The organism is Streptomyces pseudogriseolus, from assembly GCA_002154585.1.
GTDB classification, from domain to species: Bacteria; Actinomycetota; Actinomycetes; order Streptomycetales; family Streptomycetaceae; genus Streptomyces; species Streptomyces pseudogriseolus.
The window spans coordinates 1-26308 of record MUNG01000047.1; the positions used below are offsets into that span (position 1 = coordinate 1).

22 protein-coding genes are annotated in these 26308 nt (G+C 72.6%); 18 read left to right on the plus strand and 4 right to left on the minus strand.

What is annotated here, in order from left to right:
* Nucleotides 1-90: 90 nt before the first annotated feature.
* Genes CCN29_RS06015 through CCN29_RS06025 form a run of 3 tightly spaced genes read left to right on the plus strand, consistent with a single transcriptional unit; the run spans nt 91 to nt 5026 of the window.
* Nucleotides 91-2061, plus strand: coding sequence for a beta-galactosidase (locus CCN29_RS06015; RefSeq protein WP_086680435.1), 1971 nt, complete (start codon nt 91-93; stop codon nt 2059-2061).
* Nucleotides 2058-4277 (plus strand): glycosyl hydrolase family 95 catalytic domain-containing protein, encoded by a 2220-nt coding sequence (locus tag CCN29_RS06020; RefSeq protein ID WP_086680415.1) that lies wholly within the window; start codon nt 2058-2060, stop codon nt 4275-4277. Before CCN29_RS06015 ends, CCN29_RS06020 begins: the two co-directional genes overlap by 4 nt.
* A gap of 35 nt (nt 4278-4312) precedes the next feature.
* Nucleotides 4313-5026 carry a glycoside hydrolase family 12 protein gene (locus CCN29_RS06025; protein WP_006136719.1) on the plus strand — a complete coding sequence of 238 codons (714 nt, stop codon included), beginning with the start codon at nt 4313-4315 and terminating at the stop codon, nt 5024-5026.
* Nucleotides 5027-5079: 53 nt separating this feature from the next.
* Here the strand turns inward: CCN29_RS06025 and CCN29_RS06030 are convergent, their stop codons facing one another.
* Nucleotides 5080-6090: a LacI family DNA-binding transcriptional regulator gene (locus tag CCN29_RS06030; protein WP_006136718.1), complete on the minus strand. Its 1011-nt coding sequence runs from the start codon at nt 6088-6090 to the stop codon at nt 5080-5082.
* Nucleotides 6091-6371: 281 nt separating this feature from the next.
* On the opposite strand from CCN29_RS06030, the gene CCN29_RS06035 reads away from it, so the two are divergent.
* From CCN29_RS06035 to CCN29_RS06070, 8 genes are all read left to right on the plus strand, one after another.
* Nucleotides 6372-8321, plus strand: coding sequence for an acyl-CoA dehydrogenase family protein (locus CCN29_RS06035; RefSeq protein WP_086680417.1), 1950 nt, complete (start codon nt 6372-6374; stop codon nt 8319-8321).
* Nucleotides 8322-8567: 246 nt separating this feature from the next.
* Entirely contained in the window at nt 8568-9365 is a 798-nt protein-coding gene (locus CCN29_RS06040; protein WP_086680419.1) for a carbonic anhydrase, read from the plus strand.
* Nucleotides 9366-9464: 99 nt separating this feature from the next.
* Nucleotides 9465-10727: a 1-deoxy-D-xylulose-5-phosphate reductoisomerase gene (gene dxr, locus CCN29_RS06045; protein ID WP_086680421.1), complete on the plus strand. Its 1263-nt coding sequence runs from the start codon at nt 9465-9467 to the stop codon at nt 10725-10727.
* Nucleotides 10724-12028: a M50 family metallopeptidase gene (locus CCN29_RS06050; RefSeq protein WP_006136714.1), complete on the plus strand. Its 1305-nt coding sequence runs from the start codon at nt 10724-10726 to the stop codon at nt 12026-12028. The genes dxr and CCN29_RS06050 overlap by 4 nt, the downstream gene beginning before the upstream one ends.
* Nucleotides 12029-12213: 185 nt before the next feature.
* Complete coding sequence (gene ispG / locus CCN29_RS06055) at nt 12214-13371, plus strand: flavodoxin-dependent (E)-4-hydroxy-3-methylbut-2-enyl-diphosphate synthase (RefSeq protein ID WP_086680422.1); 1158 nt, start codon at nt 12214-12216, stop codon at nt 13369-13371.
* A 102-nt stretch (nt 13372-13473) separates the two neighbouring features.
* Entirely contained in the window at nt 13474-14322 is an 849-nt protein-coding gene (locus tag CCN29_RS06060) for a GNAT family N-acetyltransferase (protein ID WP_006133668.1), read from the plus strand.
* A gap of 27 nt (nt 14323-14349) precedes the next feature.
* The gene (locus CCN29_RS06065) at nt 14350-14916 is read left to right on the plus strand and encodes a GNAT family N-acetyltransferase (RefSeq protein WP_086680424.1); all 567 of its coding nucleotides are present in this window, start codon (nt 14350-14352) and stop codon (nt 14914-14916) included.
* A gap of 72 nt (nt 14917-14988) precedes the next feature.
* On the plus strand, nt 14989-16692 hold the full coding sequence (locus CCN29_RS06070; RefSeq protein WP_086680427.1) for a proline--tRNA ligase: 1704 nt from the start codon (nt 14989-14991) through the stop codon (nt 16690-16692).
* 331 nt (nt 16693-17023) lie between these two features.
* Here CCN29_RS06070 and CCN29_RS06075 read toward each other — a convergent pair whose 3' ends face one another.
* Genes CCN29_RS06075 through CCN29_RS06085 form a run of 3 tightly spaced genes read right to left on the minus strand, consistent with a single transcriptional unit; the run spans nt 17024 to nt 19035 of the window.
* Nucleotides 17024-17929 carry an aminoglycoside phosphotransferase family protein gene (locus CCN29_RS06075; protein WP_086680429.1) on the minus strand — a complete coding sequence of 302 codons (906 nt, stop codon included), beginning with the start codon at nt 17927-17929 and terminating at the stop codon, nt 17024-17026.
* Between the two features lie 51 nt (nt 17930-17980).
* Nucleotides 17981-18445: a ferritin-like domain-containing protein gene (locus tag CCN29_RS06080; protein ID WP_006133673.1), complete on the minus strand. Its 465-nt coding sequence runs from the start codon at nt 18443-18445 to the stop codon at nt 17981-17983.
* Nucleotides 18442-19035, minus strand: a complete 594-nt coding sequence (locus CCN29_RS06085) for a hypothetical protein (RefSeq protein WP_006133674.1) — start codon at nt 19033-19035, stop codon at nt 18442-18444. The genes CCN29_RS06080 and CCN29_RS06085 overlap by 4 nt, the downstream gene beginning before the upstream one ends.
* A 222-nt stretch (nt 19036-19257) precedes the next feature.
* On the opposite strand from CCN29_RS06085, the gene rimP reads away from it, so the two are divergent.
* The 7 genes from rimP (at nt 19258) to truB (ending at nt 26227) form a co-directional block, all read left to right on the plus strand.
* Complete coding sequence (gene rimP, locus CCN29_RS06090; RefSeq protein WP_006133675.1) at nt 19258-19776, plus strand: ribosome maturation factor RimP; 519 nt, start codon at nt 19258-19260, stop codon at nt 19774-19776.
* Nucleotides 19777-19778: 2 nt separating this feature from the next.
* Nucleotides 19779-20765, plus strand: a complete 987-nt coding sequence (nusA, locus tag CCN29_RS06095; protein WP_006133676.1) for a transcription termination factor NusA — start codon at nt 19779-19781, stop codon at nt 20763-20765.
* A 101-nt stretch (nt 20766-20866) separates the two neighbouring features.
* On the plus strand, nt 20867-21187 hold the full coding sequence (locus CCN29_RS06100; protein WP_006133677.1) for a YlxR family protein: 321 nt from the start codon (nt 20867-20869) through the stop codon (nt 21185-21187).
* 148 nt (nt 21188-21335) lie between these two features.
* The gene (gene infB / locus CCN29_RS06105) at nt 21336-24368 is read left to right on the plus strand and encodes a translation initiation factor IF-2 (RefSeq protein WP_086680431.1); all 3033 of its coding nucleotides are present in this window, start codon (nt 21336-21338) and stop codon (nt 24366-24368) included.
* Nucleotides 24369-24545: 177 nt separating this feature from the next.
* A complete protein-coding gene (locus tag CCN29_RS06110) occupies nt 24546-24839 on the plus strand; it encodes a DUF503 domain-containing protein (RefSeq protein WP_006130373.1) in 294 nt (97 codons plus the stop codon).
* Between the two features lie 33 nt (nt 24840-24872).
* Nucleotides 24873-25322, plus strand: a complete 450-nt coding sequence (rbfA, locus tag CCN29_RS06115) for a 30S ribosome-binding factor RbfA (protein ID WP_006130372.1) — start codon at nt 24873-24875, stop codon at nt 25320-25322.
* Entirely contained in the window at nt 25319-26227 is a 909-nt protein-coding gene (truB, locus tag CCN29_RS06120; RefSeq protein ID WP_086680433.1) for a tRNA pseudouridine(55) synthase TruB, read from the plus strand. Before rbfA ends, truB begins: the two co-directional genes overlap by 4 nt.
* Nucleotides 26228-26308 lie beyond the last annotated feature (81 nt).

Below are 26308 nucleotides of genomic sequence, written 5' to 3' on the forward strand. Positions count from 1 at the left end.
CGCCCGCCCCTTGCCCCGAGGACCTCACATGCCCGTGCCCTCTCCCCGCCGGTGCGCCGCACCCGCCGTCCGGACCCGGGGGACCGTCTGATGCCCCGCCTGGACGACGTCACCCGCGGCCGCCTCCTCCACGGCGGCGACTGGAACCCCGAGCAGTGGCCCGAGGAGACCTGGCAGGAGGACGTCCGCCTGATGCGCGAGGCGGGCGTCAACTCCGTCACCCTCGGCGTCTTCTCCTGGTCCCGGATCGAACCCCGCCCGGGCGAGCGGGACTTCGGCTGGCTGGACCGGCTGATGGACCTGGCGCACGACCACGGCATCGGCGTCGTCCTCGCCACCCCCACCGCCTCACCGCCGCCGTGGATGGGCCGGCTGCACCCCGACACGCTGCCGGCCGACGCCGACGGGCACACCGAACTGTGGGGCGGACGCCAGCACTTCTCGCACTCCAGCGCCACCTACCGGCGCCTCGCCGCCGCGATCACCGAGGACCTGGCCGCCCGCTACGCAGGCCACCCCGCCCTCACCCTCTGGCACATCAACAACGAGTACTGCACCTACGACCACGGCGACGAGGCCGCCGCCCGCTTCCGCACCTGGCTGCGCCACCGCCACGGCACCCTGGACGCCCTCAACGCCGCCTGGGGCACCGCCTTCTGGAGCCAGACCTACGGCGACTGGGCGGAGGTGCTGCCGCCCCGGCGCACCCACTACCTGAAGAACCCCGCGCAGGTGCTGGACTTCCGGCGCTTCACCTCCGACATGCTCCTGGAGTGCTTCACCGCCGAACGGGACATCGTCCGCCGGCACACCCCGCAGGTCCCGGTCACCACCAACGTCATGCCGCTGTGGTCCGGGCTGGACGCCTGGCGCTGGGCCGAGGAGCAGGACGTCGTCTCCGTCGACCTCTACCCCGACCCGGACGACCCGTTCGGCGCGCAGCACGGCGCGCTCGTGCAGGACATGACCCGTTCGCAGGCGCGCGGGCCGTGGATGCTCATGGAGCAGGCGGCCGGCGCGGTCAACTGGCGGCCGGTGAACCGCCCCAAGCCGCGCGGCCTGAACCGCCTGTGGTCGCTCCAGGCCGTGGCGCGCGGCGCGGACGCCGTCTGCTCCTTCCAGTGGCGGCAGTCCCGGCAGGGCGCCGAGAAGTTCCACTCCGGCATGCTCGGCCACGCCGGCCCGGACGGCCGCGCCCACCAGGAGGTACGCCGGATCGGCGCGGACCTGGCGCGGATCGCCCCGCACGTCGCCGGCCGCACGGTCACCGCCGAGGCCGCCGTGCTGCACGACTGGCACGCCTGGTGGGCGAGCGACCAGGAAGGCGGCCCGTCCCGTGCGGCCGGTCACGCCGAGATCCTCACCGCCTGGCACCGCGCCCTGTGGCGGGCCCACGTCACCACGGACGTCGCCCACCCGGAGCACGACCTCACCGGCTACCGGATGGCCGTCGTCCCCCGGCTGCACCTGCTCACCGACCGCGCCGCCGACAACCTGGTGGCGTACGTGCGCGGCGGCGGCACCCTGGTCTGCGGGTTCGGCACCGGCGTCGTGGACGAGGACGACCGGGTGCGGCCCGGCGGCATGGACGAGCGGCTGCGCGCCCTCTTCGGCATCCGCACCCTGCACGAGTGGTGGCCGCTGGAGCCGGGCGCGACCGTGGAGACGGCAGGCGGCCTGCGCGGCACCCTGTGGTCCGAGGAGCTGGAGCCCGACGGCACCGCCGACGAGACCCTCGCGTACCGGGGCGGCGAGCTGGACGGACTGCCCGCCGTGCTGCGCAAGGGCCGCGCCTGGTACGTCTCCACCCTCCCGGAACCGGACGACCTGCGGAACCTGCTCGGCCGCGTCGCCGCCGGGGCGGGGGTGCGGCCGGTGCTGGACGGACTCCCGGACGAGGTGGAGGCGGTGCGCCGGGGCGGGCTGCTGTTCCTGCTGCACCACGGCCGCGACGAGGTCGCCGTGGACGTCCCCGGCACCCACCGCGACCTGCTCACCGGCGCCACCGTCACCGACCGGGTCACCCTCGGCCGCTACGGCGTGGCGGTGCTCGCGCCATGACCTCCTCACCTGTGCACGGCACCTGGGAGCCCCGGCCGGCCGCCCGCTGGGAGGACGCCTACCTCAGCGGCAACGGCCGGCACGGCGCGCTCACGTTCGGCGACCCGGACGACGACCGGACCGTCGTCACCCACCACGCCCTCGTCCGCCCGGACGACGACTCGGGCGCCGGACGCCGGCTGCCGCCCCTGCTGGCCGACGCGCTCCCCGGCATCCAGGACCGGCTGCTGTCCGGCGACCTCACCGCCGCCGAGGACTTCACCGACGGACGCCCCCTCCAGTGGGTGCGCCCCTTCCACCCCGCCTTCCAGATCCGCCTGCGCCACCGCGACCGCGCCGCCGGCCCGACCGGCTACCGCCGCGCGGCCGATTTCACCACCGGCGAGGCGACCACCCGCCTCGACGGCCGCACCAGCCGTGTCTTCGTCTCCCGCGCCGACGACGTGATCGTCCAGCACGTCACCGGCCCCGGCCTCTCCCTCCACCTCTCCCTGGACCACCGGCTCCCGAACGCGCCCGCCGCGCTCCGCGTCGGACACGGCGCCGTCCTCACCCCGGAGGGCGCCCTGCTCAGCCTGCGCGCCCGGTACCCCGGAAGCGACCTCGCGTACACCGGCGTGACCATGGCCGCGGTCACCGGCGGGAGCACCGAACTCGCCCCGCCCGGCGTGCGCGTCACCGGCGCCCGCTCGGTCCTGCTGCTCACCCGCGTACGACGGCACACCGGCGAGGCGGACGTGACCGCCGAGGGCCGCGCCCTGCGCGACCTGCTCACCACGGACGGGCGGACGTACGACACGCTGCTCGACCGGCATCTCGCCCTGCACCGCACCGCGTACGAGCGGGTCACCCTGGACCTCGACGCCGACCCGGCCGAACGGGCGCTGCCCGGCTCGGCGTTGCTCGCCCGGCCGCGCGGCACCGCCCTGCTGGAGCGGCTGTTCGCGGCCGGCCGGTACCACCTGCTGTCGGCCTCCGGGCTGCTCCCGCCCCGGCTGACCGGTCTGTGGACCGGCGACTGGGACACCGCCTGGTCGGGCGCCCTGACCCTGGACGCCAACCTGGGCCTGCAGACCGCGTCCGCCGCCGCGGCCGCCCTGCCCGAGGTCACCGAGGCCTTGGCGACGCTCGTGCAGGCCCAGCTGCCGCACTGGCGGGACAACGCCCGCGCGGTGTTCGGCGCCCGCGGGGTGGTCGCGCCCGCGCACACCGACGGCGAGTCCGGGCACAACTACCACTTCAGCCGCGAGTACCCGCTGCACCTGTGGACGGCCGGCGCCGACTGGCTGCTCAAGGCGCTCGCCGACCACGACGAGACCTACGGCACCCGGGACCCGCGCACCGCCGGCGCGCTCGCCGAGGTGGCCGACTTCTACGAGGACTTCCTCACCCGCACCGGCCCCGACGGCCTGCTGGCCGTCGTCCCCTCCTACTCGCCCGAGAACCGTCCCGCGAACGGCGGCTGGGGCGCGCTGAACGCGGCCATGGACCTCTCCGCAGCCCGCCACGCCCTGCACACCGCCGCCGCGTACCACCCGGACCGCTCCGACCGCCTGCGCGCCCTCGCCGGCCGGCTGCCCCCGCACCGCGTCAACGCCGACGGGGCGCTGGCGGAATGGGCCTGGCCCGGCCTGAAGGACACCTACGACCACCGCCACCTCAGCCACCTCTACGGCGTCTGGCCGCTGGACGAAATCACCCCCGACGACACCCCGGACCTGGCCGCCGCGGCTCGCCGCGCCCTGGAGCTGCGCGGGCCCGAGAACGACTCCGCGCACGGCCATCTGCACCACGCCCTGGTCGCCGCCCGGCTCCGGGACGGCCGGCGGGCCGCCGCCGCGCTCGGCCGGGTGCTCGACGGCGACTTCTTCCACGACTCCCTGATGAGCTCCCACTATCCGCACCGGAGCGTCTACAACGCCGACGCCGCGCACACCCTGCCCGCCGTGCTGATCGAGACGCTCGTGCAGTCCGCCCCGGACCGGCTGGTACTGCTGCCCGCCCCGCTCCCGGCGCTCCCGCGCGGCCGGCTGACCGGCGTCCGCACCCGGTTCGGCGCCGCCCTCGACCTCACCTGGACGCCGGACGGCGGCACCGCCGTGCTACGGCCCGACCGCACCCGCCGCATCACCCTGTGGACCCCCGCCGGCGCCGCGCCGCTCGACCTGGCCGCCGGTGAGGAACGCGTCGTCCCGCTGCCGGCGGCGACGCGATGACCCGGCACGTCCCCCCACCCATGGAAGGGAACACCATGGCATCGAAAACCCCGCGCGGGATCCTCCGGGCGCTGATCGCACCCGCCCTCGCGCTCGGCGCGACCGTCTCACTCGCCTCCGCGCCCGCGCACGCCGCCGTCTGGAACTCCTGCGACCAGTGGGGCAACACCACCCTGGGCGGCTACACGCTCTACAACAACATCTGGGGCTCCGGGGCCGGTTCCCAGTGCGTCTGGGCCAACTCCGGCACCAACTGGGGCGTCTGGGCGGACCACCCGAACACCGGCGGCATCAAGTCCTACCCCAACGCCAAGAAGGTGATCAACAAGCCGGTCTCCTCGCTGAGTTCCCTCACCAGCAGCTACCGGGTCACCGTCCCGTCCGCGGGCGCGTACAACACCTCGTACGACATCTGGGACACGGACTACGACTACGAGATCATGCTCTGGGTCAACTACAACGGCGCCGTCGGTCCGCTCGGGACCGCGCAGGGCACCGTGAACCTCGGCGGCCACACCTGGAACGTGTACAAGGGCGACAACGGCGCCAACGAGGTCTTCTCGTTCCTGCGTACCTCGGACTCGACGTCCGGCACCGTGAACATCCTCCCGGTCCTGAAGTGGATCAAGGACACCAAGGGCTGGATGGGCGACGAGACGATCGGCGACGTGCAGTTCGGCTACGAGATCACCTCGTCCGCCGGCGGCCTCGACTTCCGCACCGACAGCCTGACCGTCTCGGGCGGCTGACCGCACCACGGCCCCCTGTGCCGTCCGCACCGGCGCGGACCGCACAGGGGGCGTCAGCGCACCGGCGCGGGACCCGAACTCGCCCGGACCGTCAGCGCGGGCGGCAGCAGCACGACCTCGGCGTCGCCCCGCCCGTCGAGCTTGGCGACCAGCTGCTCCACGGCGTGCCGTCCCATCTCCTGGGCGGGCAGCGACACCGACGTCAGCCGTACCGACGCCTGCACGGCGACCTGCTCGGGGCAGACCGCCACCACCGACACGTCCTCCGGCACGGCGCGGCCCTGCTGCCGCAGCAGGGCGAGGAGCGGCTCGACCGCCGCCTCGTTCTGCACCACGAAGCCCGTGGTGTCCGGGCGTTCGTCGAGGATCCGGGAGACGGTCGCGGCCGTCGCGTCGTAGCCGCCCTCGCACGGGCGGTGCAGCAGCCGAACCCCGGTCTCCCGCGCGCGGGAGCGCAGTCCGTCCAGGGTGCGTTCGGCGAAGCCGGTGTGCCGCTCGTAGACCGCCGGGGCCTCGCCGATGACGGCGACGTCACGGTGGCCCAGCCCGGCCAGGTGCTCCACGCACAGCGCGCCGGTCGCGCGGAAGTCGAGGTCCACGCACGTCAGTCCGCCTGTGTCGGCGGGCAGCCCGATCAGCACGGCCGGCTGGGCGGACTCCCGCAGCAGTGGCAGGCGCTCGTCGTCCAGCTCGACGTCCATCAGGATCATGCCGTCGGCCAGTCCGCTGCCGGCGACCCGGCGGACCGCGTCCGGGCCCTCCTCGCCGGTGAGCAGCAGCACGTCGTAGCCGTGGGTGCGGGCGGTGGTGGCGACCGCGATGGCGATCTCCATCATCACCGGCACGTAGATGTCGGTCCGCAGCGGCACCATCAGGGCGATGATGTTGGACCGGCTGCTGGCCAGGGCGCGGGCGCCCGCGTTGGGGTGGTAGCCGAGCTCGCGGATGGAGCGCTCGACCCGCTGCCGGGTGGTCGCGGAGATCGACCGCTTGCCGCTGAGGACGTAGCTCACCGTGCTCGCCGAGACTCCGGCGTGCTGGGCGACCTCGGCGAGGGTGACCATCCGGCATCTCCCAGGGATGTGAAGCGCTTCGACAGTGCGCGGCGACGGTAAAACAGCTAGTGAAGCCGCTCCGACCCTAACTTCCGTAGTGGTCGGATGTCCAGACAATCGAAGCGCTTCGACTCGCCGGGACCGCATTGTCGACCGCCGCGCGCCTGTGGGCCGGACGGCGGCACGAAGGGTGGTGGGGTCGCTACGAATCGGGTACATACGATCGAGTAGCACCGGTTCCGTACCGTAATGACTGATGACTCCATCCTATTCGCGGCGAGGTGAGCCTCATGTCCGCAGTACCCGAGACACCCGCGGCCCCGTCCCGGCCGACCGTCACCGAACGTGAGGCCCGGCAGGTCGCCGAGGCGGCGAGGGAGCAGGACTGGCGCAAGCCCAGCTTCGCCAAGGAACTGTTCCTCGGCCGCTTCCGGCTCGACCTCATCCACCCCCACCCGCTCCCCGACGGCGAGGATGTCCGGCGCGGCGAGGACTTCCTCGCCAAGCTCCGCGACTTCTGCGAGACGCGGATCGACGGAGCCGCCGTCGAGCGCGAGGCGCGCATCCCCGACGAGGTGATCGACGGGCTCAAGGAGCTCGGCGCCCTCGGCATGAAGATCGACACCAAGTACGGCGGCCTCGGCCTCACCCAGGTGTACTACAACAAGGCCCTCGCCCTGGTCGGCTCCGCCAGCCCCGCCATCGGCGCGCTGCTCTCCGCGCACCAGTCGATCGGCGTGCCCCAGCCGCTGAAGATCTTCGGCACGCGCGAGCAGAAGGAGACGTTCCTGCCGCGCTGCGCCCGCACCGACATCTCCGCCTTCCTGCTCACCGAGCCCGACGTGGGCTCGGACCCGGCCCGCCTGGCCACCACCGCCGTTCCGGAAGGCGACGAGTACGTCCTCGACGGCGTGAAGCTGTGGACCACCAACGGCGTGGTCGCCGACCTGCTCGTCGTCATGGCCCGCGTCCCGGAGTCCGAGGGCCACCGGGGCGGCATCACCGCTTTCGTCGTGGAGGCGGACTCCGAGGGCGTCACCGTGGAGAACCGCAACGCCTTCATGGGCCTGCGCGGCCTGGAGAACGGCGTCACCCGCTTCCACCGGGTCCGCGTCCCCGCCTCCCACCGCATCGGCGAGGAGGGCCAGGGCCTGAAGATCGCCCTGACCACCCTCAACACCGGACGGCTCTCGCTGCCGGCGATGTGCGTCGGCGCCGGCAAGTGGTGCCTGAAGATCGCCCGCGAATGGTCCGCCGAGCGCGAGCAGTGGGGCAAGCCGGTCGCCCTGCACGAGGCCGTCGGCTCCAAGATCGCGTTCATCGCGGCCACCACCTTCGCCCTGGAGGCCGTGGTCGACCTGTCCTCGCAGATGGCCGACGAGGACCGCAACGACATCCGCATCGAGGCCGCCCTCGCCAAGCTCTACGGCTCCGAGATGGCCTGGCTGATGGCCGACGAACTGGTCCAGATCCGCGGCGGACGCGGCTTCGAGACCGCCGACTCGCTGCGCGCCCGCGGCGAACGCGCGGTCCCGGCCGAGCAGATGCTGCGCGACCTGCGCATCAACCGCATCTTCGAGGGCTCGACCGAGATCATGCATCTGCTGATCGCGCGTGAGGCCGTCGACGCCCATCTGTCCGTCGCCGGCGACCTCATCGACCCCGACGCGTCCCTCGGCGACAAGGCGCGGGCGGGCGCGAGCGCGGGCGCCTTCTACGCCCGGTGGCTGCCGAAGCTGGTCGCCGGACCCGGGCAGCTCCCCGGCACGTACGGCGACTTCAAACACGGCATCGACCTGTCGCCGCACCTGCGCTACGTCGAGCGCACCTCCCGCAAGCTGGCCCGCTCCACCTTCTACGCCATGTCCCGCTGGCAGGGACGGATGGAGACCAAGCAGGGCTTCCTCGGCCGGATCGTCGACATCGGCGCCGAACTGTTCGCGATGAGCGCCGCCTGCGTCCGCGCGGAACTCCTGCGCGGCCGGGGCGACCACGGCCGCGAGGCCTACCAGCTCGCCGACGCCTTCTGCCGCCAGGCGCGGCTGCGCGTCGAGGAACTGTTCGGCCGGCTGTGGAGCAACACCGACGACCTCGACCGCAAGGTCGTGAAGAACGTACTCACGGGCTCGTACACGTGGCTGGAGGAGGGCGTCGTGGACCCGTCGGGCGACGGCCCCTGGATCGCCGACGCCACACCCGGCCCGAGCACCCGGGAGAACGTGCGCCGCCCGATCCGCTGACGGCGCGCGACACCACGGCACCGGAGGGGGGCGGCCCGCGCCACGGCCGCCCCCCTCTGCCGCTCTTTCGCGCGCGGGCCGTCAACTCCCGTGTCTGCGTGGCTCTTTCCGGTTTGCGGACCATGCGCCGAGACCTTGAACGATTGCTTACCCTTCCTTACCGTTCCCTGTTCGAATCTTGTCCCGTCCATTGCGGTCGATGGCGAAAGGTGGATGACCTCCCACACCTGACGAGGGGTCATCCGCATGTCGTCCCACTCCATACGCACGGCTGTCGTCTCCGCGGTCGTGGCGCTCACGGCCGTCACGGCGACCGGCTGCACCGCCACCGCCTCCGCCGCCCCGGACGGCGCGTCCCGGGAGACGGCGCACTGGAGCTACGAGGGAGCCACCGGCCCCGAGCACTGGGTTTCGCTCAGCGAGGACTACGCGGCCTGCGGCACCGGCCGTGCGCAGTCCCCCGTCGACCTCGACGAGGACGCCGCCGTCGAGACGGGCGCCCCCGTCGCCGTCCACTACCGGCCCGTCACCGCGGAGGTCGTGAACAACGGCCACACCGTCCAGGCCAACGTCTCCGCCGGCAGCACCCTCGTCGTCGACGGCACCACGTACCGGCTGCGGCAGTTCCACTTCCACCTCCCCAGCGAGCACACCGAGGACGGTGAGCACGCGGCCATGGAGATGCACTTCGTGCACGAGGACGACCAGGGCGACGTCGCCGTCCTCGCCGTGCTGATGAAGGCGGCAAAGGGCCACTCCGCCTTCACGGACCTGTGGAAGCACTTCCCGGCCGAGGAGGGCGGGCAGAGTCACCTCACCCGGCCGATCGACCTCACGCGGTTTCTCCCGCGCGACCGCGGCCAGTACCGCTACGAGGGCTCCCTGACGACCCCGCCCTGCACGGAGGGCGTCAAGTGGACCGTCCTGGACCACGAGGTGCGCGTCACCCCGGGCCAGGTCGCCGCGTACCGGGAGCTGTTCCCGAGGAGCAACCGTCCCCTCCAGCCGCGCAACGGCCGTGAGCTCGACCACGTCGACCGCTGACCGGTGGGCGCGAGGGACGGCGGACCGACCGGCCGGGGCACGGAGCCGGGCCGCCGGGTCGGGGCCCCGGCAGCAGTCGCGACCCGACACAATGGGTCCATGACCGACGCTCCAGCCCCCCTCGCCGACCCGCACCTGGTGTACGACCCCGTCGCGGGAGACGGCCCGAAGGACGTGGTGATCCTCGGCTCCACCGGGTCGATCGGCACCCAGGCCATCGACCTCGTGCTGCGCAACCCCGACCGCTTCCGGGTCACCGCCCTGTCCGCCAACGGCGGCCGGGTCGCCCTCCTCGCCGAGCAGGCGCACCGCCTGCGGGTGCGCACGGTCGCCGTCGCCCGCGAGGACGTCGTGCCCGAGCTGCGCGAGGCGCTGTCCGCGCGCTACGGCGCGGGGGAGCCGCTGCCGGAGATCCTCGCCGGACCCGACGCGGCCACCCAGGTCGCCGCCTCCGACTGCCACACCGTCCTGAACGGCATCACCGGCTCCATCGGGCTCGCCCCGACTCTCGCCGCCCTGGAGGCGGGCCGCACCCTCGCGCTCGCCAACAAGGAGTCGCTCATCGTGGGCGGCCCGCTGGTGAAGGCGCTGGCCAAGCCCGGTCAGATCATCCCGGTGGACTCCGAGCACGCCGCGCTGTTCCAGGCGCTGGCCGCCGGCACCCGCGCCGACGTCCGCAAGCTCGTCGTCACCGCCTCCGGCGGCCCGTTCCGCGGCCGCACCCGGCAGGAGCTGGCGGCGGTCACCGTCGAGGACGCCCTCGCCCACCCCACCTGGGCCATGGGGCCGGTCATCACGATCAACTCCGCGACCCTGGTGAACAAGGGCCTGGAGGTCATCGAGGCGCACCTCCTCTACGACATTCCCTTCGACCGCATTGAGGTGGTCGTGCATCCCCAGTCGTATGTCCACTCGATGGTTGAGTTCACGGACGGATCGACACTGGCCCAGGCGACGCCCCCCGACATGCGGGGCCCGATCGCCATCGGCCTCGGCTGGCCCGAACGGGTCCCCGACGCGGCTCCGGTCTTCGACTGGAGCAAGGCGTCCACCTGGGAGTTCTTCCCCCTCGACAACGAGGCCTTCCCCTCGGTGAGCCTCGCCCGGCACGTCGGAGAACTCGCGGGAACCGCCCCCGCGGTGTTCAATGCCGCGAACGAGGAGTGCGTCGAGGCCTTCCGCACCGGTGCGCTGCCGTACCTCGGCATCATCGACACGGTCACCCGGGTGGTCGAGGAGCACGGAACGCCCGCGGCGGGAACCTCCCTGACCGCGCCGGACGTCCTCGAAGCGGAGACCTGGGCCCGAGCGCGGGCCCGCGAACTGACAGCCCGGACGGCGAGCGCGGAGGCGCATGCATGACGACCCTGATGTTCATCCTCGGCATAGTCGTCTTCGCGGCCGGCCTGCTGTTCTCCATCGCCTGGCACGAACTCGGGCACCTGTCCACGGCCAAGATGTTCGGCATCCGCGTGCCGCAGTACATGGTCGGCTTCGGCCCGACCATCTGGTCCCGGCACAAGGGTGAGACCGAGTACGGCGTCAAGGCGGTCCCCTTCGGCGGCTACATCCGGATGATCGGCATGTTCCCGCCGGGCCCCGACGGCAAGCTGGAGGCCCGCTCCACCTCCCCGTGGCGCGGCATGATCGAGGACGCCCGCTCCGCCGCCTTCGAGGAACTGCGGCCCGGCGACGAGAAGCGCCTGTTCTACACGCGCAAGCCGTGGAAGCGGGTCGTCGTCATGTTCGCCGGCCCGTTCATGAACCTGATCCTCGCGGTCGTGCTGTTCCTCATCGTGCTGATGGGCTTCGGCATCCAGCAGCAGACCACCACCGTCAGCTCGGTCTCCCAGTGCGTGATCTCGCAGAGCGAGAACCGCGACGACTGCACCAAGGCCGACCCGAAGTCCCCGGCCGCCGCGGCCGGCATGAAGGCCAAGGACAAGATCGTCGCCTTCGACGGGGTCCGCACCGACGACTGGGGCGCCCTGTCCGACCTCATCCGCGACAGCGCCGGGAAGACCGTGCCGATCGTCGTGGAACGCGGCGGCGAGGAGGTGACGCTGCACGCCACCATCGCCACCAACATGGTCGCCAAGAAGGACGGCAACGGCGCCTACGTCGAGGGCGAGTACGTCAAGGCCGGCTTCCTCGGCTTCAGCGCCGCCACCGGCGTCGTCAAGCAGGACCTCGGCGAATCCGTGACCTGGATGACCGACAGGGTCGGCGACGCGATCGACTCCCTCGCCGCCCTGCCGTCGAAGATCCCCGCCCTGTGGGACGCGGCCTTCGGCGACGGACCGCGCGAACCCGACTCCCCGATGGGCGTCGTCGGCGCCGCCCGCGTCGGCGGCGAGATCGCCACCCTCGACATCCCGGCCTCGCAGCAGCTCGCGATGTTCGTGATGCTCCTCGCCGGCTTCAACCTCTCCCTCTTCCTGTTCAACATGCTCCCGCTGCTCCCGCTCGACGGCGGACACATCGCGGGCGCCCTGTGGGAGTCGCTGCGCCGCAACCTCGCCCGGCTGCTGCGCCGCCCCGACCCGGGCCCCTTCGACGTGGCGAAGCTGATGCCCGTCGCCTACGTGGTGGCCGGGATCTTCGTCTGCTTCACGATCCTCGTCCTGATCGCCGACGTGGTGAACCCGGTGCGCATCTCCTGACCGGCCCCGCCTCGACACCCGCCGTTCACGACGGCCCGGAACCCTGGGATTCCGGGCCGTCGCCCTTTGGGTGGGTTTAAGGACGCGATGTGCTCGAGCATTGGCCATTGCCGTAATCTCGGAGCCCGGAGCCCGCTGCTCACGGGGAGCCGGACCTTGATCCACGACTTGGGGTTGCACAGCAGATGACTGCGATTTCTCTCGGCATGCCGTCCGTCCCGACCACGCTCGCCGTGCGCCGGAAGAGCCGGCAGATCCAGGTCGGATCCGTGGCGGTGGGCGGGAACGCCCCGGTGTCGGTGCAGTCGATGACGACCACGCGCACGTCGGACATCGGTGCGACGCTCCAGCAGATCGCGGAGCTGACCGCGTCGGGCTGCCAGATCGTGCGGGTGGCCTGCCCGACGCAGGACGACGCGGACGCGCTGCCGGTGATCGCGAAGAAGTCGCAGATCCCGGTGATCGCGGACATCCATTTCCAGCCGAAGTACGTGTTCGCCGCGATCGAGGCGGGCTGTGCGGCGGTGCGGGTGAACCCGGGCAACATCAAGAAGTTCGACGACCAGGTCAAGGAGATCGCCAAGGCGGCGAAGGACCACGGCACGCCGATCCGGATCGGGGTGAACGCGGGCTCGCTGGACCGGCGGCTGCTGCAGAAGTACGGCAAGGCCACGCCGGAGGCGCTGGCGGAGTCGGCGCTGTGGGAGGCGTCGCTGTTCGAGGAGCACGACTTCCGCGACATCAAGATCTCGGTGAAGCACAACGACCCGGTCGTGATGGTCGAGGCGTACCGGCAGCTGGCCGCGCAGTGCGACTACCCGCTGCACCTGGGTGTGACGGAGGCGGGTCCGGCGTTCCAGGGCACGATCAAGTCGGCCGTGGCGTTCGGTGCGCTGCTGTCGCAGGGCATCGGCGACACCATCCGGGTCTCGCTCTCCGCGCCGCCGGTGGAGGAGATCAAGGTCGGCATCCAGATCCTGGAGTCGCTGAACCTGCGTCAGCGGGGTCTGGAGATCGTGTCGTGCCCGTCGTGCGGGCGGGCGCAGGTGGACGTGTACAAGCTGGCGGAGGAGGTCACCGCGGGTCTGACGGGCATGGAGGTGCCGCTGCGGGTCGCGGTGATGGGCTGTGTGGTGAACGGTCCGGGTGAGGCGCGTGAGGCGGACCTGGGTGTGGCCTCCGGGAACGGCAAGGGGCAGATCTTCGTGAAGGGCGAGGTCATCAAGACCGTGCCGGAGTCGAAGATCGTGGAGACGCTGATCGAGGAGGCGATGAAGATCGCCGAGCAGATGGAGAAGGACGGTGTGGCCTCCGGCGAGCCGCAGGTCGCGGTGGCCGGCTGACCGGGCCCTCCCGGCACCCGCGGAATCCGGGGGCGGCGGCCCCCGGCATCCGCGGGTACAGTGCGGAAATCAGGCAGAACCCCTTTGTGTGAGGCCCCGCACGTGTTGACGCAGACCACCTCCCGGGTCCTCGAACCGAGCGACCTCGACGCCGCACTCGCCGTCCTCGACCGCGACCCCGTCGCCAACGCCTTCGTGGCCGCGCGCGTCCAGATCGCCGGCCTCGACCCGTGGCGGCTCGGCGGCGAGATGTGGGGCTGGTACGAGGACGGCATCCTCACCTCGATGTGCTACGCGGGCGCCAACCTCGTCCCCATCTGCGCCACCCCCCGCGCCGTCCGCGCCTTCGCCGACCGCGCCCGCCGCGCAGGACGCCGCTGCTCCTCCATCGTCGGCCCCGCCGAGTCCACCGCCGCCCTCTGGCGGCTGCTCGAACCGCAGTGGGGCCCCGCCCGCGAGGTCCGCGCCCGCCAGCCGCTCCTCGTCACCGACCGCATGCCCGACACCGTGGCGCCCGACCCGTACGTCCGCCGCGTCCGCAAGGACGAACTCGAGACGATCATGCCGGCGTGCGTGGCCATGTTCACCGAGGAGGTCGGCGTCTCCCCGCTGGCCGGCGACGGCGGACTGCTCTACCAGGCCCGCGTCGCCGAGCTCGTCGGCTCCGGCCGCTCCTTCGCCCGCTTCGACGCCGACGGCAACGTCGTCTTCAAGGCGGAGATCGGCGCCGCCACCGACCGCGCCTGCCAGATCCAGGGCGTCTGGGTCGCCCCCGAACACCGCGGCAGGGGCGTCGCCGCCCCCGGCATGGCCGCCGTCCTGCGCTACGCCCTCGCCGACGTCGCCCCCGTGGTGAGCCTCTACGTCAACGACTTCAACACCCCCGCCCGCCGCACGTACGACAAGGTGGGCTTCCGCGAGGTCGGCGCCTTCATGAGCGTGCTGTTCTGACCGGCGCGTCCCTGTAGTCTCCCCGGCATGCTGCGCTTTCCGGGTCACGGCCGTCCCGAGCCCGACGACATCGTGATCGGCCCCCTCGACCTCCCCGGCAACGTCGACGAGGCGCTGGCCGTCCAGGCGGTCGCGTTCGGCCTATGCCCCGACGAGGTGGCGGTGCGCCGGCAGATCGTGCTGCGCCACATGACCTTCCCCGGCGCCCGCGCCTTCGGCGCCGTCACCCGGGGCCGCCTGGTCGGCTTCGTCTACGGCATGCCCAACGACCGCGCCCACTGGTGGTCCACCGTCGTCGAGCCGTACCTGCGCGCCCGGGGCAACGACGACTGGCTCGACGACTCCTTCGTCATCACCGAGCTGCACGTCCACCCCCGGCACCAGAAGCACGGCGTCGGCCGCGCCCTGATCACCACGATCACCGACGGCGCCGAGCAGCCCCGGTCGATCCTGTCCGCGCTGGACATCGACAGCCCCGCCCGCCACCTGTACCGCTCGCTGGGCTACCGGGACCTCGCCCGCCAGGTCCACTTCCCGAGCGCCCCCACGCCGTACGCCGTCATGGGCGCCCCGCTGCCCCTGCGGCGCGGATAACCGATTTCCGCCGTCCCGTCCCGCCCGGCTAACCTCGCCTCATCACCTAGACGCAGCAGGAGTACGAGAACCATGGCGAACGCACCGGTCCAGCGCATGTCCCAGTTGATGGCGAAGACGCTGCGCGACGACCCGGCCGACGCCGAGGTCCTCAGCCACAAGCTGCTGGTCCGCGCGGGCTACGTGCGCCGTACCGCCGCCGGCATCTGGACGTGGCTGCCCCTCGGCAAGAAGGTGCTCGCCAACGTCGAGCGGATCGTGCGCGAGGAGATGGACGCCATCGGCGCCCAGGAAGTGCTGCTCCCCGCCCTCCTGCCGCGCGAGCCCTACGACGCCACCGGCCGCTGGGACGAGTACGGCGCCGAGCTGTTCCGCCTCCAGGACCGCAAGGGCGGCGACTACCTCCTCGGACCCACCCACGAGGAGATCTTCACGCTGATGGTGAAGGACCAGGCGTCCTCCTACAAGGACCTGCCGGTGATCCTCTACCAGATCCAGACCAAGTTCCGCGACGAGGCCCGCCCCCGCGCCGGCATCCTGCGCGGCCGCGAGTTCCTGATGAAGGACTCCTACTCCTTCGACCTCGACGACGACGGCCTGGCGCAGTCCTACGCCCTGCACCGCGAGGCGTACCGGCGGATCTTCGAGCGGCTCGGTCTCGACTACCGCATCTGCGCGGCCACCGCCGGCGCCATGGGCGGCTCCAAGTCCGAGGAGTTCCTCGCCCCCGCCGAGGCCGGCGAGGACACCTTCGCCGACTGCCCCAACTGCGACTTCGCCGCGAACACCGAGGCGGTCTCCTACGAGCTGAAGCCGGTGGACGCCGCCGGGGTGCCGGCCGCCGAGGACATCCCCACGCCCGACACCCCCACCATCGAGACCCTCGCCGCGCAGCTCGGCGTCCCCGCCTCGGCCACGCTGAAGAACCTGCTGGTCAAGGTCGACGGCGAGATCGTCGCCGTGGGCGTGCCCGGTGACCGCGAGGTCGACATGGACAAGGTCGAGGCGCACTTCGCCCCGGCCCATGTCGAGATGGTCACCGAGGCCGACTTCATCGCCCGCCCCGACCTGGTGCGCGGCTACGTCGGCCCGCAGGGCCTGGACAAGGTGACCTACATCGCCGACCCGCGCGTCGCGCCCGGCACCGCCTGGATCACCGGCGCCAACAAGGCCGACACCCACGCGAAGAACGTCGTCGCCGGCCGGGACTTCGAGGTCGACGCGTACGTGGACGTCGTGGTCGTCGAGGAGGGCGACCCCTGCCCCAGGTGCGGCACCGGCCTCAAGCTGGACCGCGCCATCGAGATCGGCCACATCTTCCAGCTGGGCCGCAAGTACGCCGACGCCCTCAAGCTCGACGTGCTCGGCCAGAACGGCAAGCCGGTCCGCGTCACCATGGGCTCCTACGGCGTCGGCGTCTCCCGCGCGGTGGCCGCCCTCGCCGAGCAGACCGCCGACGACAAGGGCCTGTGCTGGCCCGAGGAGGTCGCCCCGGCCGACGTCCACGTGGTCGCCGCCGGCAAGGCGCTCCAGACCGAACTCGCCCTCGAGGTCTCCGAGAAGCTGGCCGCCGCGGGCGTCCGCGTCCTGGTCGACGACCGGGCGGGCGTCTCCCCGGGCGTGAAGTTCACCGACTCCGAGCTGATCGGCGTCCCCCGCATCCTGGTGGCGGGCCGCCGCTCCGCCGACCGCGTCCTGGAACTGAAGGACCGCCGCACCGGCGAACGCGAGGAACTGACGGTCGACGAGGCCGTCGCCCGCCTCACCGCCCGCTAGTCCGCACCGGCACGGCCGGTCCCGTCCCGGCCATGGACGCGTTCGCCGTCCGTGGCCGGGACGACGTGTTCGTACGGGCGCGCGCCACCGCCGGTGCTCAGCAGGCCTCCGCCGTCAGGGCGCGGCTCAGGAGGCTCGCGGGCAGGTCGCCCTGCGGGCAGTCGTGCCGCTGGGGCGGCACGGGTGGGCGCAGGCGGCACCCTTTCAGCAGGGTTGCGCCTTACCCTCGTGCGGCTACCGGGGTGCCGGGCACTGTTGTACGCCGGGTGCGGGCCGCGTGGGGCTGGGCGCGCAGTTCCCCGCGCCCCTGTGGGCGTCACCCGCGCCGTGTCTACAGCCAGCTCGCGAACTCCAGCAGGAGTTCCGCGTCCCGCTCGCGCCCCACGCGCCGGGCGCGAACCCCCGACTCGACCGCCCGGAACAGCGTCCACCCCCGCAACCGCTCCCGGTCGACCTCCAGCGACTCCGCGAGCCGCCGCACCCGGCGCCGCGTCGTCGTCGCGCCCGACGGCTGGGCGATCAGGTCCTCCACCCGGTCCCGCACCAGCCGCGCCAAGTCGAACGCGTGCTCGCCCACCACGGGGTCGGGCCCCACCGCGAGCCACGGCATCCGGTCCCCGGACAGCACTTTGCTCTGCCGGAACGTCCCGTGCAGCAACCGCCGTTCCGGCGGCGACTCCAGCAGCTCCTCCCGGGCCGACAGCGCCGCGTCCACCAGCGGGGCCACTTCGGGTGCCGCGTCCGCCCCGGCGCGCATCGCCTTCGCCTGCCGCCCGGTGCGCTCGGCCACCGTTTCGAACACGAAGTCCTCCGGCGGGTCCACCCACAGCCTGCGCAGCGTGCCCGCCGCCTCCAGCAGCGCCTTCGCCTCCGGCAGCGTCCGCACCGAGACGTCGGGGTGCAGCCGCTCCAGGAGCAGCACCCCCTCGGCGCCCTCGGACACCGGTTCCAGCAGCTGCACCGCCCCCCGCCCGTTCCAGTGGGCCAGCGCCACGCGCTCGCTCTCCGGACGCGCGCGCGGCGGCGCCAGCTTCAGCACGCAGGGCGTGCCGTCGGCCGCGCGGACGAGCACCACCAGGCTGCTGCGCCCGCCCGGCAGTTGCACCCGCTCCACCGTCAACTCGCGCCGCTCCACGGCCTCACGCGCCAGCTCGGGCAGCCTCTCCAGCCAGTCGTCACCCTCGGGCGCCGTCTCACCGAGCGCCCTCATCAGACGCCGCGGCGGTTCGAATGCCATGCGCGAGTCGTTCCTTCCTGCTGTCACACGGTGCCGGAGCCCTCCGTCATGTCACGGCGCCGGCGCCGGGCCGCCCTGAGCCGTGCCGCTCCGCTCGGCGAGCCCAGGGAAGGCTACGCTCTCCCCGCTCCAGCGCACCGACCGCACCGCCGCCTCACGCATCGCCTCGGCCGCCGACCTGCGCCGATCGCCGCTGCCCGCCCGCACCAGGTCGGCGTAGACACCCGCCACCCGCGCCTCCAGCTCCGCCGCCAGCCGCACCGCCGCGGCCGCGTCCGGCACCGGGAACGGCAGCGCGTACCCGGCCGCCGCGGCCACCGGCGTACCCCCGGCGTCCCTCACGTCGCGCACCAGCGCGTCCCTGCGGGCCCGGTGCGCGTCGTACGCCGTCCGTGCCTCCGTGCGCCGCTGCTCGCCGATCCGTCCGCCGACCACGCCGTAGCCGTACACCGCCGCGTGCTCCGCGGCCAGCGCCGCCTGAAGCGCCCGCAGCTCCTTGTCCTGCGCGTCACTCACCGTCGGGCCTCCGTCAGCAGGTACACGTGCGCGGCGCCGGACGCGGACACCGACGCCAGCAGCCGGGCCAGCTCGGCCGGCGCGGTCAGCAGCTCCTCGGCCCGCCGGTCGGCGATCTCCCGTTCCGCGGCGGCCAGTTGGGCGAGCGCGTCCTTCTCGTTCGCGGGCACCCCGGCCGCCGGCGAGGACGACGCCGACGGGGCCGACGACGGTGCGGCCGCCGCGGTCGCCCCGGCCGAAGGGGCGACGGAGGCGGACGGCGAGGCGGAGACCGACGGCGACGCCGAGCCGCCCGCGCCCGCCTCGAACGCCTCCGCGTGCCGCACCACGTCCGCCCGCAGCGGACGCAGACGCTCCGCCAGCTTCGGATGCGCGGCGACGACCGCGTCGTACCGACCGGCCAGCGCCCGGCTGTCCCGCGCCGCGCGCGCCCGGGTCCGTTCGGCGGCCGAGGGGCGCGCGGCCGCGGGGCCGCCCGGGTCGTCGGATCCGGCGGAACAGCCCGCCACCAGCAGGGCCGCCGGGGCGGCGGCGAGCAGAGTCCTTCTGCGCGGCCCCGAACGGGCGCGCGGAGACAGGGGGAACGACACGGCAGGCGTCCTCGGGGGGCTCGTGACGAACAGGGTGGGAACAGGAGATCGGGCGGGGCCCGCGATCACCGTACCCGCAGGTCCGCCCGGCGCCCCTCAGCGGCACCTCGCCGACCGGGTGGACGGGCCGGGGTGGACGGCAACACCCCCTGCGACCGGATACCCTTTGTGCAGACACGCGCACCGACCCACAACAGCACACGCGGCCGAGGAGTCACCCGGATGAGCACCACCCAGAGCGAGAGGCTTCGAGAACTTCTGGAGCCGCTCGTCAGCTCCCAGGGCCTGGATCTCGAGGAGATCGCCGTGGACACGGTCGGCCGCAGGCGTGTGCTGCGCGTCGTCGTCGACTCCGACACCGGGGCCGACCTCGACCGGATCGCCGATGTGAGCCGCGCGCTCTCGGCGAAGCTCGACGAGACCGACGCGATGGGCAGCGCGGAGTACACCCTCGAGGTCGGCACCCCCGGCGCGGAGCGCCCGCTGACCGAGCACCGTCACTACGTGCGCGCCACCGGCCGCCTGGTGAAGTTCCAGCTCGCCGAGGGAGGCGAGCTGGTCGCCCGCATCCTCGCGGCCGACGACGACGGCCTCGACCTCGAGGTGCCCGGCGTCAAGGGCCGCAAGGCCACCGCGCGCCGACTCGCCTTCGACGACATCGCCAGGGCGCGCGTCCAGGTCGAGTTCAACCGCAAGGACGACGCGTCCGAGAACAACAACAAGAAGGAAGAGGAGGCGTAGCCGTGGACATCGACATGAGCGCCCTGCGGGGCTTGGTACGGGAGAAGGAGATCTCCTTCGACCTGCTGGTCGAGGCGATCGAGTCGGCCCTCCTCATCGCCTACCACCGCACCGAGGGAAGCCGCCGGCACGCGCGCGTGGAGCTCAACCGGGAGACCGGGCATGTGACCGTGTGGGCGAAGGAGGACCCGGAGGACCTCGAGGAGGGCCAGGAGCCCCGCGAGTTCGACGACACCCCGTCCGGCTTCGGCCGTATCGCCGCCACCACGGCCAAGCAGGTCATCCTGCAGCGCCTGCGCGACGCCGAGGACGACGCGACGCTCGGCGAGTACGCGGGACGCGAGGGCGACATCGTCACCGGCGTGGTCCAGCAGGGCCGCGACCCGAAGAACGTACTGGTGGACATCGGCAAGCTGGAGGCCATCCTGCCGGTGCAGGAGCAGGTCCCCGGCGAGACCTACCCGCACGGCACACGCCTGCGCTCGTACGTCGTCCGGGTGGCCAAGGGCGTGCGCGGTCCGTCCGTCACCCTTTCGCGCACCCACCCCAATCTGGTGAAGAAGCTGTTCGCCCTCGAGGTGCCGGAGATCGCCGACGGCTCCGTGGAGATCGCCGCGATCGCCCGTGAGGCGGGTCACCGCACCAAGATCGCCGTGCGCTCCACCCGCTCCGGGCTGAACGCCAAGGGCGCCTGCATCGGCCCCATGGGCGGCCGCGTGCGCAACGTCATGGCGGAGCTGAACGGCGAGAAGATCGACATCGTCGACTGGTCCGACGACCCGGCCGACATGGTGGCGAACGCCCTGTCCCCGGCCCGCGTCTCCAAGGTGGACATCGTCGACCTGGCGGCCCGGTCCGCGCGGGTCACCGTGCCGGACTACCAGCTGTCGCTCGCCATCGGCAAGGAGGGGCAGAACGCCCGTCTGGCCGCCCGGCTGACCGGCTGGAGGATCGACATCCGGCCGGACACGGAACAGGCCGGGGAATAGATCCAGGCCGCGATTCGCTGAGATCACGACAGCTTTGCTCGTGGCGGTGTTCGATTCTCGCCCCGGAGGGGTGAGGTCGGTCCGGGGAGGTAGACTGAGGAGTGTCTGGCCGGACACAGGCTGGCGCGCGCCCCGAACGCACATGCGTGGGGTGCCGCGAGCGAGCGGTCAAGGGCGAGCTGCTGCGGATCGTGGTGATCGAGGACGCGTGCGTCCCGGATCCACGCGGTACGCTGCCCGGCCGGGGTGCGTATGTGCATCCCGTACCGGCTTGTCTCGACCAGGCGGTGCGCCGCAGGGCGTTCCCGCGGGCGTTCCGCGTCCCGGGACCGCTCGACGTAAAGGCGTTGCGCCACTACGTCGAGCAGGCACAAGGTTGCCGAGCAGCGGCGGACACGTCCGCCGAACAGGCGACACGGTAAGAACATGCCGTACGGAAACCCCCGTGCGGCCTGGTACCTCGCGAGTCGAAAGCAGGTCGAGATTGCGATGAGCACTCGATGAGTACGCGATGAGTACGCCCATGAACTAGCGACGGTCCGGACGCAACCCGGACCTCAAAGGAGCGAAGTGGCTAAGGTCCGGGTCTACGAACTCGCCAAGGAGTTCGGTGTGGAGAGCAAGGTCGTCATGGCCAAGCTCCAGGAACTCGGTGAATTCGTCCGTTCGGCGTCTTCGACCATCGAAGCGCCCGTAGTACGCAAGCTGACAGACGCCTTCCAGCAGGGCGGGGGCAACGGCAAGTCCGCCGCGAAGCCCGGCGCGCCCAAGAAGGCGGCCCCCAGGCCCGCCGCGCCTTCTCCGGCGCAGGCGGCGCGGCCGGCTGCTCCCAAGCCGCCGGCCGCGCCCAAGCCCGCCGCGGCCCAGCCGCCGACGGCTTCGTCGGCGCCCGCGCCGGCCCCCTCCGGTCAGCGTCCGACCCCGGGCCCGCGCCCCGCGCCGCGTCCGGCGCCGGCCGCTCCGGAGTTCCAGGCCCCGCCCGCGGCGGCGGCCCCGGCTCCGTCCGGTCCCCGGCCCGGCGCGCGTCCCGGCGCTCCCAAGCCCGGCGGCCGTCCCGCCGGTCCCGGTCAGGGCCAGGGCGGCCAGGGCCGTCCGGCAGGCCAGGGTCAGCGTCCCGGCGGCGGTGCGCCGCGTCCGGGCGCCCGCCCGGCCGGTCCGCGCCCCGGCAACAACCCGTTCACCTCCGGTGGCTCCACCGGCATGGCCCGTCCGCAGGCTCCGCGCCCGCAGGGCCAGCGTCCCGGTCCCGGCGCCCCCGGCGCGGGTCCCCGTCCCCAGGCCCCCGGCCAGGGCGGCGGTCCCCGTCCGCAGGCTCCGGGCGGCGCGCGTCCCACTCCGGGCGGCATGCCGCGTCCGCAGGGCGGTCCCCGTCCCGGCGGCGGCCCCGGCGGTCCCGGCGGCCCGCGTCCGAACCCCGGCATGATGCCGCAGCGTCCCGCTGCCGGCCCGCGTCCCGGCCCCGGCGGCCGTGGTCCGGGCGGTGCGGGTCGTCCCGGCGGCGGCGGTCGTCCCGGTGGCGGCGGCTTCGCCGGCCGTCCCGGCGGCGGTGGCGGTGCCGGTCGTCCCGGTGGCGGCGGCGGTTTCGCCGGTCGTCCCGGCGGCGGTGGCGGCTTCGGCGGCGGCGGTGGCCGTCCCGGCTTCGGCGGCCGTCCCGGCGGTCCCGGTGGCCGTGGTGGCACGCAGGGCGCCTTCGGCCGTCCCGGCGGTCCCGCGCGCCGCGGCCGCAAGTCGAAGCGGCAGAGGCGCCAGGAGTACGAGGCCATGCAGGCCCCGTCGGTCGGCGGCGTGATGCTGCCTCGCGGCAACGGCGAGACCATTCGCCTGTCGCGCGGTGCGTCGCTCACCGACTTCGCGGAGAAGATCAACGCCAACCCGGCGTCGCTCGTCGCGGTCATGATGAACCTCGGCGAGATGGTCACCGCGACCCAGTCCGTCTCCGACGAGACGCTCCAGCTCCTCGCGGACGAGATGAACTACACCGTTCAGATCGTCAGCCCGGAGGAGGAGGACCGCGAGCTGCTCGAGTCCTTCGACCTGGAGTTCGGCGAGGACGAGGGCGACGAGGAGGACCTGGTGGTCCGCCCACCGGTCGTCACCGTCATGGGTCACGTCGACCACGGCAAGACCCGCCTCCTCGACGCCATCCGCAAGACGAACGTCATCGCGGGCGAGGCCGGCGGCATCACCCAGCACATCGGTGCCTACCAGGTCACGACCGAGGTCAACGAAGAGGATCGCAAGATCACCTTCATCGACACCCCGGGTCACGAGGCGTTCACCGCCATGCGTGCCCGTGGTGCGAAGTCGACCGACATCGCGATCCTGGTCGTCGCGGCCAACGACGGCGTCATGCCGCAGACGGTCGAGGCGCTCAACCACGCCAAGGCGGCCGAGGTCCCGATCGTCGTCGCGGTCAACAAGATCGACGTCGAGGGCGCGGACCCGACCAAGGTGCGCGGTCAGCTGACCGAGTACGGCCTGGTGGCCGAGGAGTACGGCGGCGACACCATGTTCGTCGACATCTCCGCCAAGCAGGGTCTGCACATCGACAGCCTCCTCGAGGCCGTCATCCTCACCGCGGACGCCTCGCTCGACCTGCGGGCCAACCCCACGCAGGACGCGCAGGGCATCTCGATCGAGTCCCGTCTCGACCGCGGCCGCGGTGCCGTGGCGACCGTCCTCGTCCAGCGAGGCACCCTGCGGGTCGGCGACACGATGGTGGTGGGCGACGCCTACGGCCGCGTGCGCGCCATGCTCGACGACAACGGCAACAACGTCGCCGAGGCCGGACCCTCGACGCCGGTCCAGGTCCTGGGCCTGACCAACGTCCCGGGTGCGGGCGACAACTTCATCGTGGTGGACGAGGACCGTACGGCCCGTCAGATCGCGGAGAAGCGCGCCGCCCGTGAGCGGAACGCCGCGTTCGCCAAGCGCACGCGCCGTGTCTCGCTCGAGGACCTGGACAAGGTGCTCAAGGCCGGCGAGGTCCAGCAGCTGAACCTGATCATCAAGGGTGACGCCTCCGGTTCGGTCGAGGCCCTCGAGTCCTCGCTGCTCCAGCTGGACGTCGGCGAAGAGGTCGACATCCGCGTCCTGCACCGCGGCGTCGGTGCGGTCACGGAGTCCGACATCGACCTGGCGATGGGCTCCGACGCCATCGTGATCGGCTTCAACGTGCGCGCCGCCGGGCGTGCGCAGCAGATGGCCGAGCGCGAGGGTGTGGACGTCCGGTACTACTCGGTCATCTACCAGGCGATCGAGGAGATCGAGGCGGCCCTCAAGGGCATGCTCAAGCCGGAGTACGAAGAGGTCGAGCTCGGTACGGCGGAGATCCGCGAGGTCTTCCGCTCGTCCAAGCTGGGCAACATCGCGGGTGTGCTCATCCGCTCCGGCGAGGTCCGGCGCAACACCAAGGCGCGCCTCATCCGCGACGGCAAGGTCATCGCGGAGAACCTCAACATCGAGGGTCTGCGTCGCTTCAAGGACGACGTCACCGAGATCCGCGAAGGCTTCGAGGGCGGCATCAACCTCGGAAACTTCAACGACATCAAGGTCGACGACGTCATCGCGACGTACGAGATGCGCGAGAAGCCGCGCGTCTGACCGCAGCAGCACGCGATCGGGGCCGGTCGGCGGAAGCGTATTTCCGTCGATCGGCCCCGGCCGTTGCGTGTACGGTTCCGGTACCGGCGCCGCTGCGGCGCCCTTCCCCGGGACACCGGCTCCGTCCGGGCCGGGGAGGTCCCTGATCCCGAACCGGCGGGTCATCCGGATGCACACATGTATGTGGGGACTCTGTCCTTCGACCTGCTCCTCGGCGACGTCCACTCGCTCAAGGAGAAGCGCTCCGTCGTCCGTCCGATCGTCGCCGAACTGCAGCGGAAGTACGCGGTCAGCGTGGCGGAGACCGGGAACCAGAACCTGCACCGCAGGGCCGAGATCGGTCTCGCGGTTGTCTCCGGGGAATGGGACCACCTCACCGACGTCCTCGACCGCTGCGAGCGGCTGGTCGCGGCGCGGCCCGAGGTGGACCTGCTCTCGGTTCGACGCAGGCTCCACAGCGACGAAGACTGAAGCAAGACGTTAAGCACTTAAGGAGACGGACCAGTGGCCGACAACGCGCGTGCCAAGAGGCTGGCGGACCTCATCCGAGAGGTGGTGGCCCAGAAGCTGCAGCGCGGGATCAAGGACCCGCGGCTCGGCTCGCACGTCACCATCACGGACACCCGGGTCACCGGTGACCTCAGGGAGGCGACCGTCTTCTACACGGTGTACGGGGACGACGAGGAGCGGAAGGCGGCCGCGGCCGGCCTGGAGTCCGCCAAGGGCGTGCTGCGCTCCGAGGTGGGCCGGGCGGCGGGCGTGAAGTTCACCCCCACCCTGACCTTCGTCATGGACGCCCTGCCGGACACCGCGCGCACCATCGAGGACCTCCTCGACAAGGCGCGCCAGTCCGACGCCAAGGTGCGCGAGGCGTCCGCGGGCGCCACGTACGCCGGCGGAGCCGACCCGTACCGCAAGCCGGAAGACGACGAGACGGACGACACCGCCGAATGACCCAGAAGCACACCACGCCCGACGGCCTTGTCATCGTCGACAAGCCGTCGGGCTTCACTTCGCACGACGTGGTCGCCAAGATGCGCGGCATCGCCCGCACCCGCCGTGTGGGCCACGCCGGCACCCTCGACCCGATGGCGACGGGCGTCCTCGTCCTCGGCGTCGAACGGGCGACGAAACTCCTCGGCCATCTGGCGCTGACGGAGAAGGAGTACCTCGGCACGATCCGGCTCGGCCAGACCACCGTCACCGACGACGCCGAGGGGGAGATCACCGCCTCCACCGACGCCTCACAGGTCACCCGCGAGGCCGTCGACGCGGGGATCGCCGCCCTGACCGGCGACATCATGCAGGTGCCGTCCAAGGTCAGCGCCATCAAGATCAACGGGGTGCGCTCCTACAAGCGCGCACGGGAGGGCGAGGACTTCGACATCCCCGCCCGCCCGGTCACGGTGTCCTCCTTCTCCGTGTACGACGTCCGCGAGGCCGTCGCCGAGGACGGCACACCGGTCCTCGACCTGGTCGTCTCTGTCGTCTGCTCCTCCGGCACCTACATCCGCGCCCTCGCCCGCGACCTGGGCGCGGGACTGGGCGTCGGCGGCCATCTGACCGCGCTGCGCCGCACCCGCGTCGGCCCGTACCGGCTGGACGCGGCGAAGACCCTGGACGAGCTTCAGGAAGAGCTGAGGGTCATGCCGATCGCCGAGGCCGCGGCGGCCGCGTTCCCCCGCTGGGACGTCGACGACCGCCGGGCCAAGCTGCTCACCAACGGCGTGCGCCTGGAAATGCCGGAGGAGTACGCGGGCCGGGGCCCGGTGGCGGTCTTCGGCCCGGAGGGACGGCTGTTGGCGCTGGTGGAGGAACAGCGGGGCAAGGCGAAGAGCGTGGCGGTGTTCGCCACCTGAAGCCCGTCCGGCGTTTGAGGACGAGGCCCGAAGGGCCGATGGGGGTCTGAGGGCGCAGCTCCCAGGGACGGGACGGGAAGG

Bases quoted from the DNA above. Each gene is read 5' to 3' on its own strand.
- CCN29_RS06015 (WP_086680435.1), top strand. From the start codon at position 91: ATGCCCCGCCTGGACGACGTCACCCGCGGCCGCCTCCTCCACGGCGGC.
- rimP (WP_006133675.1), top strand. From the start codon at position 19,258: ATGAGCACCACCCAGAGCGAGAGGCTTCGAGAACTTCTGGAGCCGCTC.
- CCN29_RS06070 (WP_086680427.1), top strand. From the start codon at position 14,989: ATGGCGAACGCACCGGTCCAGCGCATGTCCCAGTTGATGGCGAAGACG.
- CCN29_RS06050 (WP_006136714.1), top strand. From the start codon at position 10,724: ATGACGACCCTGATGTTCATCCTCGGCATAGTCGTCTTCGCGGCCGGC.
- CCN29_RS06065 (WP_086680424.1), top strand. From the start codon at position 14,350: ATGCTGCGCTTTCCGGGTCACGGCCGTCCCGAGCCCGACGACATCGTG.
- ispG (WP_086680422.1), top strand. From the start codon at position 12,214: ATGACTGCGATTTCTCTCGGCATGCCGTCCGTCCCGACCACGCTCGCC.
- CCN29_RS06025 (WP_006136719.1), top strand. From the start codon at position 4,313: ATGGCATCGAAAACCCCGCGCGGGATCCTCCGGGCGCTGATCGCACCC.
- CCN29_RS06040 (WP_086680419.1), top strand. From the start codon at position 8,568: ATGTCGTCCCACTCCATACGCACGGCTGTCGTCTCCGCGGTCGTGGCG.
- CCN29_RS06035 (WP_086680417.1), top strand. From the start codon at position 6,372: ATGTCCGCAGTACCCGAGACACCCGCGGCCCCGTCCCGGCCGACCGTC.
- CCN29_RS06020 (WP_086680415.1), top strand. From the start codon at position 2,058: ATGACCTCCTCACCTGTGCACGGCACCTGGGAGCCCCGGCCGGCCGCC.
- truB (WP_086680433.1), top strand. From the start codon at position 25,319: ATGACCCAGAAGCACACCACGCCCGACGGCCTTGTCATCGTCGACAAG.
- CCN29_RS06030 (WP_006136718.1), bottom strand. From the start codon at position 6,090: ATGGTCACCCTCGCCGAGGTCGCCCAGCACGCCGGAGTCTCGGCGAGC.
- CCN29_RS06110 (WP_006130373.1), top strand. From the start codon at position 24,546: ATGTATGTGGGGACTCTGTCCTTCGACCTGCTCCTCGGCGACGTCCAC.
- CCN29_RS06075 (WP_086680429.1), bottom strand. From the start codon at position 17,929: ATGGCATTCGAACCGCCGCGGCGTCTGATGAGGGCGCTCGGTGAGACG.
- dxr (WP_086680421.1), top strand. From the start codon at position 9,465: ATGACCGACGCTCCAGCCCCCCTCGCCGACCCGCACCTGGTGTACGAC.